Source organism: Paracidovorax wautersii, assembly GCF_900113035.1.
GTDB lineage: Bacteria > Pseudomonadota > Gammaproteobacteria > Burkholderiales > Burkholderiaceae_C > Paracidovorax > Paracidovorax wautersii.
Map to the genome: position 1 here is coordinate 501,212 of NZ_FONX01000002.1, position 12,698 is coordinate 513,909.

Genomic DNA, 12,698 nt, shown 5'->3' on the forward strand with positions numbered 1-12,698 from the left:
TGCCCCCTTCACACCTTCTGAGCCTGCATGACCGAGCTGCGCAACAACGAGGCCGACGCGTCCCGCTTCCGGATGCGCGTGCTGGCCGTGGGGGCCGTCGTCTTCCTGGCCTTCTGCCTGATCGTCGGGCGCCTGATCGTGCTGCAGGTGGTGCGCCACGAAGACCTGGCCGAGCAGGCCGAGAGCAACCGCACGGCGGTCGTGCCCATCGTGCCCAACCGCGGCCTCATCGTGGACCGCAACGGCGTGGTGCTGGCCACCAACTATTCGGCCTACACGCTGGAGATCACGCCGTCCAAGGTCGATGACCTCGAAGGCACCATCGACGAGCTCTCGAAGGTGGTGGACATCCATGCGCGCGACCGCCGCCGCTTCAAGCGGCTGATGGAGGACGCGCGCAGCTTCGAGTCGCTGCCCATCCGCACCCGGCTGACCGACGAAGAGGTGGCGCGCTTCACGGCCCAGCGCTACCGCTTCCCCGGCGTGGACGTGAAGGCGCGGCTCTTTCGCACCTACCCGATGGGCGAGGTGGCCAGCCATGCCATCGGCTACATCGGCCGCATAAACCAGCGCGAGAAGGCCCGCATCGAGGATTCGGACGAGGCCGCCAACTACCGCGGCACCGACCACATCGGCAAGCTGGGCGTGGAGCAGAGCTTCGAGACCACGCTGCACGGCCAGACCGGCGTGGAGCGCATGGAGACCTCCGCCGGCGGCCATGCCGTGCGGCGCCTGGCCAGCTACCCGGCCACGCCGGGCAACACGGTGATGCTGTCGCTGGACATCAAGCTGCAGAAGATGGTGGAAGACCTCTTCGGCGACCGGCGCGGCGCGCTGGTGGCCATCGACCCGCGCAACGGCGAGATCCTGGCGCTGGTTTCCAAGCCCACCTTCGACCCGAACCTGTTCGTCGAAGGCATCGACTCGGAGAACTGGCAGGCGCTCAACGAATCGATCGACAAGCCGCTGCTCAACCGCGCGCTGCGCGGCACCTACCCGCCCGGCTCCACCTACAAGCCCTTCATGGCGCTGGGCGCGCTGGAGCTGGGCAAGCGCTCGCCCACGGCGATCTTCAACGACCCCGGCTATTTCACCTACGGCGGGCGCACCTTCCGCAGCCACGAAGGCGGCCTGGGCCCGGTGGACATGCAGCGCGCCATCCAGTTCTCCAGCAACACCTACTTCTATTCGCTCGCGGTGGACATGGGCGTGGATACCATCCACGACTTCATGAAGCCGCTGGGCTTCGGCCAGCTCACCGGCATCGACCTGGGCGGCGAGGTGCGCGGCGTGCTGCCCAGCACCGAGTGGAAGCGCAACACCTACAAGCGCCCCGAGCAGCGGCGCTGGTATTCGGGCGAAACCGTGTCGCTGGGCATCGGCCAGGGCTACAACAACTTCACCATGCTGCAGCTGGCCAGCGCCGAGGCCACGCTGGCCAATGGCGGCACGCGCTTTCGGCCGCACCTCGTCAAGGCGATCCGCGACACCGTGAGCGGCCAGGTCACCGAGGTGCCGCAGCCGCCCGGCCAGCCGCTGGGCTACGCGCGCAAGAACGTGGAGATCGTGCGCAACGCGCTCGTGTCCGTGAACAAGGGCGGTACGGGCACCCGGATCTTCGCCGGCGCGCCCTACACCTCGGCCGGCAAGACCGGCACGGCGCAGGCCGTGAGCCTGGGCCAGAACGTGAAATACAACGCCAAGGCGATGGAAGAGCACCAGCGCGACCACTCGCTCTTCGCCGCGTTCGCCCCGGCCGAGAACCCGCAGGTGGCCGTGGCCCTGATCGTGGAGAACGCCGGCTTCGGCGCCGCGGCTGCCGGCCCCATCGCACGCCGCGTGTTCGACTACGTGCTGCTGGGCCAGTACCCCAGCGTGGAAGACATGGCCGCCGTGGCCAAGGGCCAGGCCAGCGCGCCCATCGGCACGCCGCGCCGAGCGGCCGATGTGCCGCTCGTCACCGCGCCCTGAGCGGGTTTCAGGCGCTGCTCGCAGAACCCTGCGGCCCGGGCCGGGCCGGAAAGCAGGCCGCTAGCTGGCGCTCTTGAGCGGCGCCGCCGCCGGCTGCCACTGGCTCACCACCAGCGCCAGCACGATCAGCGCCGCGCCGGCCATGCCCGCCGGGCCCATGCGTTCGCCGATCAGCACCCAGGCCGTGAGCGCGGCGAAGACCGGCTCCAGCCCGAAGACGATGGCGCTGCGCATCGCGTCCACCCGCTGCTGGCCCCAAGCCTGCAGCGTCACCACCAGCACGCTGGCCACCATGCCCAGATAGAGCAGCGCCGCCCACGAGGCCGCCGGCAGGGCCGCGAGCGTGTCCAGCGACGAGGCCACGCCGCCGTGCCGGATCAGCAGCAGCACGGCCGATGCGGCGAACATCACCAGCGCCTGCACCGCCGCCATGCGCGTGGCGCGCAGCGGCGCCTGCGCGGTGCGGCGCGCGCAGTCTTCCAGCGTGAGGATGTAGATGGCGTAGAACACCGTGCTGGCCAGCGTCAGCGTATCGCCCAGGTTCCAGGGCTCGTTCTCGTGGAACATCAGCGCCATGCCGGCCAGCGCCATCGCGCAGGCGGCCCAGAGCGGCCAGCCGTAGCGCCGCCCCAGCACCGCCATGGCCAGCAGCGGCACCACCAGCACGTTGAGCCCGGTGACGAATGCGTTGCGGTTGCTGCTGGTGCGCGCCAGCCCCTCGATCTGCAGCCAGAAGGCCAGGAACAGCAGCCCGCCCAGCAGCAGGCCCCAGCGCAGCTCCGCCCGGCGCAGGCCGCGCCACACGGGCGCGAGCACCACCAGGGCGATGGCGAAGCGCAGCCAGATCAGCTGCAGCGCGTCGAGCTGCGCGGAGAGCAGCTTCATGGCCGGGAAGGTGGTGCCCCAGACCAGGGTCACCAGCAGCAGGGCCAGCAGGCCCAGTCGTTCTGCGCGCATAGGTGAAGGGAAGGTGGGTGAAGGGCCGCCAGGCCCTGCTATGGAAAATGGAGCGCAGTGCGCTCGCTCCATAAGGGTTTCAAGGGTTTTGTACCCGAATGCCGCGCAAAACCTGCGCAGGCCGCTCCGGTTTCAGGAGCACCAGGGCGGGCCGACGTGCGGCGGCAGCCCCGGCGTGCAGGCGTTTCAAACGCTCATGCGCTCATGCGCCCGATGAAGGCGCGGATGCGGTCGTTGGCCGGGTTGCTGAAGAACTCGGCCGGCGGCGCATCGTGCGCGATGCGGCCCTGGTCGAAGAACATCACGCGGTCGGCCACCTCGCGGGCGAAGCCCATCTCGTGCGTGACCACGATCATGGTCATGCCGCCGCGCGCCAGCTCGCGCATCACGTCCAGCACTTCCTGCACCATCTCGGGATCGAGCGCCGAGGTGGGCTCGTCGAACAGCATCACCTTGGGCTCCATGGCCAGGGCGCGGGCGATGGCCACGCGCTGCTGCTGCCCGCCCGAGAGCTGCCAGGGGTACTTGTGCGCGTGGTCCTGCATGCCCACGCGGCGCAGCAGGGCCATGGCCTTTTCGTTGGCCTGGGCGCGCGGCATGCGGCGGATGCGGCGCGGCGCCAGCGTCACGTTGTCCAGCACGCTCATGTGGCCGAACAGGTTGAACTGCTGGAACACCATGCCGACCTCGCTGCGCTGCAGCAGCAGCGTGCGCTGGTCGTCCGTCACCTCGACGCCGCCGATGGTGATGGTGCCGCTGTCGTGCGGCTCCAGCCGGTTGATGGCGCGCAGCAGCGTGCTCTTGCCCGAGCCCGAGGCGCCGATGATGACGGTGACCTCGCCGGTGTTGAAGGCGGTGGAGACCTCCTTGAGCACCTGGTGCGTGCCGAACGACTTGCACACCCGGTCGGCGACGATGTAGTGGTTGCCGGTCTGAGGGGACTTCATTGCACGCGTCCTTCCACGTCGAAGCGGTGTTCGATGGCGTTGGACACCTGGGTGACCAGCGTGGTCAGCAGCAGGTAGGTGACGGCCACCGTGGTCAGCGTGGCGATGGGCTGGAAGGTGGCCGACTGGATGCGGTTACCCACGTTGGTCAGTTCCACCACGCCGATGGCGTAGGCCAGGGACGAGTCCTTCAGCAGCGCCACGAAGTTGCTGACCAGCGGCGGCAGCGAGATCTTGAAGGCCTGCGGGAACACCACGTCGAAGAAGACGTAGGTGCGCGAGAGGCCCAGCGCCCGGGCGGCTTCGGTCTGCCCGCGCGGCACGGCCAGCAGGCCGGCGCGGATCGCCTCGGCGTTGTAGGCGCCCACGTTCAGGCCCAGGGCGACCACGGCGGCGGCGAAGTCGGGCAGGTTGGCGCCCGGCACCAGCACCGGCAGCGCGAAATAGACGAACAGGATCTGCACCAGCAGCGGCGTGCCGCGGATGGCCCAGATGTAGATGCCGGCGAGCCAGCGCAGGCCGATGAAGCGCGCGGTGCGCGCCAGCGCGGCGGCCGTGCCCAGCACCAGGCCCACGGCGCCGCTCACCAGCGTGAGCCACAGCGTGGTGCGGGCGCCGTCGGAAAACGCCTGCGCGTTGTTGCCGATGGGCTCGGGAAGGAAGGAGAGCACCCAGCCCAGCAGGGACAGGGCGAGCACCATCAGCACGAGGGCGGTCACCAGGGTCGCATTGCTGCGTTGCTGGCGGCTCCACTGCTGGGGCCAGATTGCGGTCAACATGGGATTCAAATAAGGCCGGCGCCCGCAGCGTGAGCCGCGGGCGCCGGTGGGGTGGTCACAAGGCGCTTACTTCGTGCAGCGCACGTCTTCGTTGAAGTACTTCTTGGAGATGGCGGCGTAGGTGCCATCGGCCAGGATCTGGTCGAAGGCCTTGTTCCAGGCCTGGGCCAGGCCCGTGTTGCCCTTGGCGAAGGCCGGGGCGATGTGCTCGATGAACAGCATGTCGCCCATCTTGAAGCCGGCCTTGGGGTTCTTGGTGGCGGCTTCCTTGGCCACGAACTTGTCGCTGACCCAGGCGTCCACGCGCTTGGAGATCAGGGCGCGCTGGGCGTCGGTGTCCTGCGGGAAGTTCTTCACGTCCTTCACGCCGGCGACCTTCTTGACCTGCTCCAGGTAGCTGGTGCCCGTCTGCACGGCCACCACCTTGCCGGCCAGGTCGGCGCCGGTGCGGGTCTTGCCGTCGATGGAGACGATGATGCCGCCCGAGCAGTAGTGCGGCTCGCCGAAGGTCACGGCCTTGGAGCGCTCTTCGTTCACGCCGTGCGAGGCGATGACGGCATCCCAGCGGTCCTGCGGCAGGCCGGTCAGCAGGGCGTCGAAGCCCAGCGTCTTCCATTCGAGCTTCAGGCCCATCTTCTTGACCACGGCTTCGGCCACTTCGACCTCGAAGCCGGTGAGCTTGGTGCCTTCGAAGTAGTTGAAGGGGGCGAACTGGCCTTCGGTGGCGATGACGATCTTGCCGTCCTGCTTGATGGCATCGATCGTGCGGGCCTGCACGGAGAACGCGGCGCACAGTGCCAGCGCCGTGGCGATCGTCTTGAACATCTTCATTGGCTGTTCCTGAGAGGGGGTTGTATCCAGGTACAAAAAAACCGGCTTGGCGGTTGGCGAAGCCGGGAGCGTGGGGTTCGCGAGCCAGCGCAGCGGGTGGGCTGCAGGGCGTCACGGGAAGGTCACATTATAGAGAGGCGCCCTTTTGCGGGCCACTGCCGCAAACCCTGGGCGGGCCGCATGCAAGTTCGGGGCCCGGCGCCGCCGCTCAGCCGCGCCGGATCAGCGTGGACTTGCCGAACAGGCTCTCCAGCAGGTCCACCGCCAGCTCGGCGGTCTGGTTGCGGATGTCGAGCGCGGGGTTCAGCTCCACCAGGTCGGCCGAGCGCAGCGCGCCGCTGTCGGCCAGCATCTCCATGCACAGCTGCGTCTCGCGGTAGGTGGGGCCGCCGCGCACGGCCGTGCCCACGCCGGGGGCGACGGACGGGTCCAGGCAGTCCATGTCGAAGCTGACGTGCAGGTGCGTGTCAGCATCCACGCCGCGCAGCGCGGCTTCCATCACCGCGCGCATGCCCAGCTCGTCGATGGCGCGCATGTCGAACACCTCGATGCCGTGCTCCTTCACGAACTGCTTTTCGCTGTCGTCCACGCTGCGCAGGCCCACCTGGCCGATCTGGCCGGGCAGCAGCGCCGTGGTGCCGCCCAGCGCGGTGAGGCCCGCCGGGCCGTGGCCCAGCAGGCAGGCCACGGGCATGCCGTGCAGGTTGCCGCTGGGCGTGGATTCGGGCGTGTTGGCATCGGCATGCGCGTCGAACCACAGCACCTTCAGGCGCCGGCCGTTCTCGCGGCAGTGCTGGGCGACGGCGCTGATCGAGCCGATGGCCAGGCAGTGGTCGCCGCCCATCATCAGCGGCAGGTGGCCGGCGCGCAGGTCGGCCAGCACGGCGGCATAGACGGATTCGTTCCAGGCGGTCACCTCGGCCAGGTGGCGAAAGCCGCTGGCGGGCTGCTCCTGCGGGTTGCCCGGGCCGGGCAGGTTGCCGCGGTCGATCACCTCGAAGCCGCGGGCGCGCAGGGCGCGGGCGATGCCGGCGATGCGCAGCGCGTCGGGGCCCATGCTGGCGCCGAGCACGCTGGCGCCCACGTCCGTGGGGGCGCCGATCAGGGTCAGGGTGGGCGGGGCTGCGGTCATGGGCGGGAGGCTCCAGGCAGGGGGGACGGTGGCTCAGCGCAGGAAGGCGTCGTAGCCGGTCTTGAGGATCAGCGCGCTCACCACGAAGATGAAGATGCCGCGCACGAAGCCCGTGCCGTGCTTGAGCGCCATGTGCGCGCCCAGCACGCTGCCCAGCACGTTGGCCACGGCCAGCGGCAGGGCGAAGTGCCACCAGACATGGCCCTTGAGCGTGAAGAGGATCAGCGCGGCGATGTTCGTCGCCAGGTTCAGCAGCTTGGCCGAGACCGAGGCGTTGAGGAAGTCGTAGCCCAGCAGCCGCACGAAGAGGAACACGAAGAAGCTGCCGGTGCCCGGGCCGAAGAAGCCGTCGTAGAAGCCGATGGCCAGGCCGATGGCGCAGGCCGCGGCGGTTTCGGCGCGGCCGTCCAGGCGCGGCGCATGGTGGCGGCCCAGCTCCTTCTTGGCCAGCGTGTAGATCAGCACCAGCACCAGGATCAGCGGCAGCAGCTTGCGCAGGAAGTCGGCCGAGATGATGGTCACCGTCCACGCCCCAGCGAAGGCGCCCGCGAAGCCCGCGAGGGCGGCCGGCAGCATGGCCTGCCAGCGCATCTGCACGCGGCGGCTGTATTGCCAGGTGGCGATGCCGGTGCCCCAGACGGCGGCGCTCTTGTTGGTGCCCATCAGCGTGGCGGGCGGCGCGGTGGGGAAGGTGGCGAAGAGGGCGGGCAGCAGCACGAGGCCGCCGCCGCCCACGATGGCGTCCACGAAGCCGGCCAGCAGCGAGGCCAGCGAAACGATGATCCATTCCATAGGGCGGCGATTGTCGCATCGCCGCAGTGCCTGGATGGGCATCGGCGAGGGGCCGGGGCAGGGCCGGCGCCCGGGAACGGACGAAAAAAAAGCGCCGGGTTCACCGGCGCTTGGGAAGCATGCATCTCACGGGGGATGCTTGGAATTTTTAGAGTTGCTTGGGTTTGTCTCCTCGGTCCCCTCGTCTGGCGAGCCTTAGCGGCTCGCTATCGAGTGGGTGCACTGTAATGGTTTGCTCAGGCTTGGTGCATAGGGGGTTTCCCACCCCCTTCTGGGGCGGCCGATGCGCGTGCCGGTGCATGGCGCACCGTTACCGGGCCTCCGCGCGCATCCACTCGGCTGCCTTCTCCGCGATCATCAGCGTGGGGGAGTTGGTATTGCCGCTGGTGATGGTGGGCATGGCACCGGCATCGACCACGCGCAGCCCGGCAATGGTGCCGCCCCGGCCGTCGCGCACGCGCAGCCGGGCGTCGAGCACCGCCATGGGATCGGCGTCCTGCCCCATCTTGGTGGTGCCCACGGGGTGGAAGATGGTGGTGGCGATGTCGCCGGCCAGCCGAGCCAGGTCTTCGTCGCTTTCGTACTGGGGGCCGGGCTTCCATTCGGTGGGCTGGTAGCGCGCGAGCGCCGGCTGGCTGGCGATGCGGCGCGTGACGCGCAGGCTGTCGGCGGCGACCTGGCGGTCTTCGGGCGTGCTGAGATAGCAGGGCGCGATGGCCGGCGCCTCGCGGAAGTCCGCGCTCTTGATCTGCACCGTGCCCCGGCTGGTCGGGTTCAGGTTGCAGACGCTGGCCGTGAAGGCCGGAAAGGCGTGCAGCGGCTCGCCGAAGGCGTCGAGCGACAGCGGCTGCACGTGGTACTGGATGTTGGCGTGCGGCTGATCGGGGCTGCTGCGCGTGAAGGCGCCCAGCTGCGAGGGCGCCATGCTCATGGGCCCGGTGCGCTTGAGCGCGTATTCGAGCCCGATCCTGGCCTTGCCCACCCAGCTGCCGGCCAGCACGTTGAGCGTGGGCACGTGGTTGACCTTGTACACGGCGCGGATCTGGAGATGGTCCTGCAGATTGGCGCCCACGCCGGGCAGGTCGGCCTGCACGGCGATGCCGCGGGCCTGCAGCAGCGGGGCCGGGCCGATGCCCGAGAGCTGCAGCAGCTGCGGCGAATTGACGGCGCCCGCGCTCAGCACCACCTCGCGCTCGGCGTGGGCGGTGACCATCTCATCGCCCGTCCACACCTGCACGCCGGTGCAGCGGCGGCTGCCGTCGGGCAGAGTGTCGATCAGCAGGCGGCTGGCCTGGGCGCTGGTCCACATCTCGAAGTTGGGCCGGCCGTAGCAGGTGGGGCGCAGGAAGGCCTTGGCCGTGTTCCAGCGCCAGCCGGCCTTCTGGTTGACCTCGAAATAGCCCACGCCCTCGTTGTCGCCGCCGTTGAAGTCGTCGGTGGCCGCGATGCCGGCCTGTTGCGCGGCCTGGGCGAAGGCGTCCAGCACGTCCCAGCGCAGGCGCTGCTTTTCCACGCGCCATTCGCCCGATCCGCCGGTGCTCTTGCTGCCGTGCAGGCGCTTGAAGGCCTCGCTGGCGGTGTCGGGCCGGTCCAGGCGCCAGTGATCTTCATGGCGGCGGAAGGCGGGCAGCACGTTGTCCCAGCGCCAGGCGTCGTCGCCCGTGAGGCGCGCCCACTGCTCGTAGTCGCGTGCCTGGCCGCGCATGTAGATCATGCCGTTGATGCTGCTGCAGCCGCCCAGCGTCTTGCCGCGCGGGTAGCGCAGGCGGCGGCCGTTCAGGCCCGGCTCGGGCTCGGTCTGGTAGAGCCAGTCGGTGCGCGGGTTGCCGATGCAGTAGAGGTAGCCCACGGGGATGTGGATCCAGTGGTAGTCGTCCTTGCGGCCGGCCTCCACCAGCAGCACGCGGTGCCGGCCGCCGGCGCTGAGCCGGTTGCACAGCAGGGCGCCGGCGGTGCCGCCGCCGATGACGATGTAGTCGAAAGTGGTGTCGCTCATGGAATGCCGGGAAGTTGCCGGGCCATTGTGCGGAGCGGGCCCGCCCTGTCGATAGGGAAAGGGCTGATTGCTATGTTTGTTGTAGCTTGTGGCGGGCGTGGCGCCTGGGCTGCAGGCGGGTTTTGATCTATTTTCATGGCCGGCGGCCAAGCCCCTGCGCGCAGCCATTGGGCGAATTTGACTGACGCGGCCCCAGCGGGCTCTGGGCTACCATCCCCCGGTTGCAGCGCCTGGGGTGCGCCGCATGCCATGCCTTCCCCGACCACGCCCCTGGTCACAACGCCCGCAGCCACCGACTTTCCGATGAGCGATCTAGAGCCCCGCATCACCCGCCGCGACGACGCGCCCGAGGGGCCGTGCGCCGTGCTGCAGGGCCGCTGGGGCGCGGCGGAACTCGGCGAGCGCCGCCAGTGGCGCGAGCTTTCCGCCCAGCTGCGCGCGCTGCCCGCCGATGCCGGCCTGGCCTGGGACCTGCGCGAGCTGGACTGGCTGGACCACGTCGGCGCCCAGGTGCTCTGGAACCACTGGGGCCGCGCGCTGCCCGAGCGCCTGCAGGCCACCGATGCGCAGCGCGACATGCTCGGGCGCATCGCCGAATTCGCCACCCAGGAACCCCCGGCCGAGCGCTGGAGCGTGGCCGAGCAGATCGATGCGCTGGGCGCCCGGGTGCTGCAGGGCGTGGGCCATGGCCGCGACCTGCTCATCCTGGTGGGCCAGCTGGTGCTGGACCTGGGCCGGCTGGTGCGCAACCCGCGCCGGGGGCCGTGGCGCGATGTCTCGGGCCACCTCTACAGCATGGGCACCACGGCGCTGCCCATCACGGCGCTGGTGGGCTTTCTCATCGGCATCGTGCTGGCGTATCTCATGGGCCTGCAGCTGCGGCAGTTCGGCGCCAGCACCTTCATCGTGAACATCCTGGGCATCTCGCTCACGCGCGAGCTCGGCCCCATGCTGGGCGCCATCCTGGTGGCGGGCCGTTCGGGCTCGGCCATCACCGCGCAGATCGGCGTGATGCGCGTGACGGAGGAACTCGACGCCATGCGCGTCATGGGCATCGCCCACGGTTTCCGCCTGGTGCTGCCGCGCGCGATCGCGCTGGGCATTGCCATGCCGCTGATCGCGCTGTGGACCACGCTGGCCGCGCTGGCCGGCGGCATGCTCGCGGCCGACGTGGCCATGGGCGTGTCGCCCGCCTATTTCATCCAGGCGCTGCCGGCCGCGGTGGCGCCCGCCAACCTGTGGCTGGCCATGGGCAAGTCGGTGGTGTTCGGCGTGTTCATCGCCCTCATCGGCTGCCACTGGGGCCTGCGCGTCAAGCCCAACACCCAGAGCCTGGGGCAGGGCACGACGGCCTCGGTGGTGAGCGCCATCACCATGGTCATCGTCGTCGATGCGCTCTTCGCCATCGGCTTCAAGAATCTGGGAGTCTGACGCGATGACCTCCGATACCCATCGCCCGCCCGCCACCCCCGCACCTCCGCCGGACGACGCGCCCGCAGTGGTCGAGATCGAAGGCCTCTCGACCGTCTTCGGCAAGGGCGACGACACCTTCGCCGTCCACCAGAACCTGGACCTCACGGTGCGGCGCGGCGAGATCCTCTCGCTCGTGGGGGGCTCCGGCACCGGCAAGACGGTGCTGCTGCGCCACATCCTGGGCCTGACCCGGCCGACCGAAGGCCGCGTGACCGTGCTGGGCGAGCCCGCCGCGCAGCTCACCGGCCGGGGCGCCGCCAGCCGCGTGGGCATGCTGTTCCAGCAGGGCGCGCTGTTCTCGGCCTTCAGCGTGCTCGACAACATCGCCTTCGCGCTGCGCGAGCAGGGCACGCTGCCGCAGCGCCTGGTGTGCGACGCCGCCATGGTCAAGCTGCAGATGGTGGGCCTGAAGCCCGAGCACGCCACCCGCATGCCGGCCAATCTTTCGGGCGGCATGATCAAGCGCGTGGCGCTGGCGCGTGCGCTCATCATGGACCCGCCCCTGCTGCTGCTCGACGAGCCCACGGCCGGGCTGGACCCGCACAGCTCCGACGACTTCTGCGACCTGCTGCGCGAGCTGCACGCCTCGCTCGGGCTCACCGTCATCATGGTCACGCACGACCTGGACACGCTCTTCGCGCTCTCCAGCCGCGTCGCCGTGCTGGCCGAAAAGCGCGTCATCGTCAGCGGCACGCCGCACGAGGTGGCGCGCTTCGACCATCCCTTCATCCACGAATTCTTTCTCGGCGAACGCGGCCGGCGCGCCATGGCGCCCGTGCCGTCCGCCGAACCGGCACCGCCGCCCGCCCACATCAAGGACGCATGATGGAAAACAAGTCACACGCCCTCGCCGCCGGCATCTTCGTCGTCGTCATCTCGGCCCTGCTGGCCGTCATGGGCCTCTGGCTCACGCGCGACCGCACCGACTACACGCTCTACGAGCTCTCCACCAAGGACAGCGTGAGCGGCCTGCAGCCCGAGGCGCCCGTGCGCTACAAGGGCGTGGCCGTGGGCAAGGTCACGCGCATCGGCTTCGACCCGCAGGTGCCGGGCAACGTGCTGATCCGCATCGCCGTGAACGAATCCGCGCCGATCTCGCCCACCACCTTCGCCACGCTGGGCTACCAGGGCGTGACGGGGCTGGCACATGTGCAGCTCGACGATGCCAACGCGCCCCTCAAGCCCCCCGCGCCCGGCCAGAGCGGCCTGCCGCGCCTGCCGCTCAAGAGCTCGCCGCTCAGCCAGATCGCAGAGCAGGGCCCGGCCATCCTCGCCAAGGTGCAGGACGCCACCGAGCGTCTGAACAAGCTGCTGGGCGACGAGAACCAGGCCCGCTTCGCGCAGGCGCTCGACAACCTCGCCAAGGCCTCCGCCAGCGCCAACACCCTGGTGCAGCGGCTGGACAACACCGTGGTCACCAGGCTCGATCCGGCGCTGGCCACCGTGCCCGCCGTGGCGCAGGACGCGCGCGCCACGCTGCAGTCGCTGCGCGTGGCGGGCGACAACGCCGCGGCGGCTGCCTCCGAAGTGCGCGGTGCCGTCGCCAAGCTCAGCGCCACGGGCGGGCCGCTGGACCAGATCGCCGACGGTGCGCAGTCGCTTTCGGCCGCGGCCGACCGCTTCGGCCGCGTCTCGCTGCCGCGCCTGAACAACGCCGCCGACGAGGCCGCCCGCGCCGCCCGCCGCCTGGGCCGCACGGCCAGCGGCATCAGCGACAACCCGCAGTCGCTCATCTACGGCAACGGCAGCGCGCTGCCCGGCCCGGGCGAAGCCGGCTTCGTGGCGCCCACCCGCGCCGCGCCGGCGCAGTGAGCGCCCGC

At 70.1% G+C, this 12,698-nt stretch carries 11 protein-coding genes; 4 read left to right on the top strand and 7 right to left on the bottom strand.

Features of this window, described 5'->3' with window-relative positions; genetic code table 11:
• Positions 1–27: 27 nt before the first annotated feature.
• Positions 28–1,971: a penicillin-binding protein 2 gene (gene mrdA / locus BM070_RS04830; protein WP_092938041.1), complete on the top strand. Its 1,944-nt coding sequence runs from the start codon at positions 28–30 to the stop codon at positions 1,969–1,971.
• Positions 1,972–2,031: 60 nt separating this feature from the next.
• On the opposite strand, the gene BM070_RS04835 is transcribed toward mrdA, so the two are convergent.
• The 7 genes from BM070_RS04835 to BM070_RS04865 form a co-directional block, all read right to left on the bottom strand.
• On the bottom strand, positions 2,032–2,928 hold the full coding sequence (locus BM070_RS04835; RefSeq protein ID WP_092938043.1) for a DMT family transporter: 897 nt from the start codon (positions 2,926–2,928) through the stop codon (positions 2,032–2,034).
• Between the two features lie 194 nt (positions 2,929–3,122).
• Positions 3,123–3,875 carry an amino acid ABC transporter ATP-binding protein gene (locus tag BM070_RS04840; RefSeq protein ID WP_092938045.1) on the bottom strand — a complete coding sequence of 251 codons (753 nt, stop codon included), beginning with the start codon at positions 3,873–3,875 and terminating at the stop codon, positions 3,123–3,125.
• A complete protein-coding gene (locus BM070_RS04845) occupies positions 3,872–4,654 on the bottom strand; it encodes an amino acid ABC transporter permease (RefSeq protein WP_092938047.1) in 783 nt (260 codons plus the stop codon). The genes BM070_RS04840 and BM070_RS04845 overlap by 4 nt, the downstream gene beginning before the upstream one ends.
• Before the next feature lie 66 nt (positions 4,655–4,720).
• Positions 4,721–5,485 carry an ABC transporter substrate-binding protein gene (locus BM070_RS04850; RefSeq protein WP_092938049.1) on the bottom strand — a complete coding sequence of 255 codons (765 nt, stop codon included), beginning with the start codon at positions 5,483–5,485 and terminating at the stop codon, positions 4,721–4,723.
• A gap of 208 nt (positions 5,486–5,693) precedes the next feature.
• The gene (rocF, locus tag BM070_RS04855; protein ID WP_092938051.1) at positions 5,694–6,617 is read right to left on the bottom strand and encodes an arginase; all 924 of its coding nucleotides are present in this window, start codon (positions 6,615–6,617) and stop codon (positions 5,694–5,696) included.
• Between the two features lie 33 nt (positions 6,618–6,650).
• A complete protein-coding gene (locus tag BM070_RS04860; protein ID WP_092938053.1) occupies positions 6,651–7,409 on the bottom strand; it encodes a sulfite exporter TauE/SafE family protein in 759 nt (252 codons plus the stop codon).
• Between the two features lie 310 nt (positions 7,410–7,719).
• Positions 7,720–9,405: a GMC family oxidoreductase gene (locus tag BM070_RS04865; RefSeq protein WP_092938055.1), complete on the bottom strand. Its 1,686-nt coding sequence runs from the start codon at positions 9,403–9,405 to the stop codon at positions 7,720–7,722.
• A gap of 303 nt (positions 9,406–9,708) precedes the next feature.
• Between BM070_RS04865 and BM070_RS04870 the strand changes: the two genes are divergently transcribed.
• Genes BM070_RS04870 through BM070_RS04880 form a run of 3 tightly spaced genes read left to right on the top strand, consistent with a single transcriptional unit; the run spans position 9,709 to position 12,690 of the window.
• Entirely contained in the window at positions 9,709–10,836 is a 1,128-nt protein-coding gene (locus BM070_RS04870; protein ID WP_092938057.1) for an MlaE family ABC transporter permease, read from the top strand.
• Between the two features lie 4 nt (positions 10,837–10,840).
• On the top strand, positions 10,841–11,704 hold the full coding sequence (locus BM070_RS04875) for an ABC transporter ATP-binding protein (protein WP_092938059.1): 864 nt from the start codon (positions 10,841–10,843) through the stop codon (positions 11,702–11,704).
• On the top strand, positions 11,704–12,690 hold the full coding sequence (locus BM070_RS04880) for an MlaD family protein (protein WP_092938061.1): 987 nt from the start codon (positions 11,704–11,706) through the stop codon (positions 12,688–12,690). The genes BM070_RS04875 and BM070_RS04880 overlap by 1 nt, the downstream gene beginning before the upstream one ends.
• Positions 12,691–12,698: the final 8 nt, after the last annotated feature.

Excerpts from the sequence above, each read along its gene's own strand:
- mrdA (WP_092938041.1), top strand. The coding sequence starts at position 28 with ATGACCGAGCTGCGCAACAACGAGGCCGACGCGTCCCGCTTCCGGATG.
- BM070_RS04835 (WP_092938043.1), bottom strand. The coding sequence starts at position 2,928 with ATGCGCGCAGAACGACTGGGCCTGCTGGCCCTGCTGCTGGTGACCCTG.
- BM070_RS04840 (WP_092938045.1), bottom strand. The coding sequence starts at position 3,875 with ATGAAGTCCCCTCAGACCGGCAACCACTACATCGTCGCCGACCGGGTG.
- BM070_RS04845 (WP_092938047.1), bottom strand. The coding sequence starts at position 4,654 with ATGTTGACCGCAATCTGGCCCCAGCAGTGGAGCCGCCAGCAACGCAGC.
- BM070_RS04850 (WP_092938049.1), bottom strand. The coding sequence starts at position 5,485 with ATGAAGATGTTCAAGACGATCGCCACGGCGCTGGCACTGTGCGCCGCG.
- rocF (WP_092938051.1), bottom strand. The coding sequence starts at position 6,617 with ATGACCGCAGCCCCGCCCACCCTGACCCTGATCGGCGCCCCCACGGAC.
- BM070_RS04860 (WP_092938053.1), bottom strand. The coding sequence starts at position 7,409 with ATGGAATGGATCATCGTTTCGCTGGCCTCGCTGCTGGCCGGCTTCGTG.
- BM070_RS04865 (WP_092938055.1), bottom strand. The coding sequence starts at position 9,405 with ATGAGCGACACCACTTTCGACTACATCGTCATCGGCGGCGGCACCGCC.
- BM070_RS04870 (WP_092938057.1), top strand. The coding sequence starts at position 9,709 with ATGAGCGATCTAGAGCCCCGCATCACCCGCCGCGACGACGCGCCCGAG.
- BM070_RS04875 (WP_092938059.1), top strand. The coding sequence starts at position 10,841 with ATGACCTCCGATACCCATCGCCCGCCCGCCACCCCCGCACCTCCGCCG.
- BM070_RS04880 (WP_092938061.1), top strand. The coding sequence starts at position 11,704 with ATGGAAAACAAGTCACACGCCCTCGCCGCCGGCATCTTCGTCGTCGTC.